Source organism: Variovorax sp. P4_D9 (assembly GCF_056401695.1).
This window is the reverse complement of record NZ_JBFUIU010001562.1, coordinates 1-1,011: the sequence shown is the minus strand read 5'-3', so window position 1 is coordinate 1,011 and position 1,011 is coordinate 1. Positions and strand designations below refer to the sequence as shown.

Here is a 1,011-nt window from a genome sequence, read left to right as displayed (position 1 = left end):
GCCGTATCCAGCAGAGGGTCCACCCGCTCGTGCCGAGCTTCGATCTCTGCGACCAACGACTGCTCTCGCCGCCTTCGACGTCATCTCACCACCCCCAGTCTTCTGATTCCCCTTCGGGAGGGAGGCATCCATAGCATCTCCATCGGGTTGTGAGCCCGATTCGACATGCGCTGCGACGCGCCGGGCCTCAGCAAGAGGCTGAGGCCGGTGTCGGCCGGCGCCGACGCAAAGGCATCCCGGCCCAACGCGAGACCGTCCATCGGCCGGCGCCGCTTGAGAATCTGTCCGACAGAAGAACAGGCGCTTTGGCCCATTTGCCATCTGGTGCGAAAAGGAATAAACAGGGGCCCKTGCCCCAGGGCCTTCCCGTGAACCCTCCGAGTGACCCCCCGACTCCCGTGACGCCACCAAGCACCCCCTTCTTCGGCGAAACCGACGCCTACCTCCTCGGAGAAGGCACGCATGCGCGGCTCTACGACCGCCTGGGCGGCCACCTCGCTCCGGGTGGCGAAGGCGCGATGTTCGCGGTCTGGGCGCCCAACGCGCGCTCGATCTCCGTGATCGGCGAATGGAACGGATGGGATCCTCAGGCCGACCTGATGCTGCCACGCGCCGACAGCACGGGCGTCTGGGAGGCGCGCAGTGCCCATGCCCGGCACGGCAACGCCTACAAGTACCGCATCGTCTCGCAGAGCGGCCGAATCCTCGAGAAGGCCGACCCTTTGGCGACATGGAGCGAGCCGCCACCCGCCACGGCGTCGCGGCTCTGGTCGCTGGACTACAAATGGGGCGATGGCGACTGGATGCGGACCCGCGCCGGGCGAAACGGCCTCGACGCGCCGATTTCGATCTACGAGGTGCACGCCGGCTCGTGGCGGCGCAGCGACGGCGGCCTGCCCAACTACCGCGAACTGGCCCACGCGCTGGCCGACTACGTGGTGTCGGTGGGCTTCACGCATGTCGAGCTGATGCCGGTGACCGAGCATCCCTTCTATGGCTCGTGGGGCTACC

General features: G+C 67.4%; 1 pseudogene. It reads left to right on the top strand.

The features are described from left to right. Positions 1 to 398: 398 nt before the first annotated feature. Positions 399 to 1,011: pseudogene (locus AC1DY5_RS56905) on the top strand (1,4-alpha-glucan branching enzyme); the annotation flags it as partial.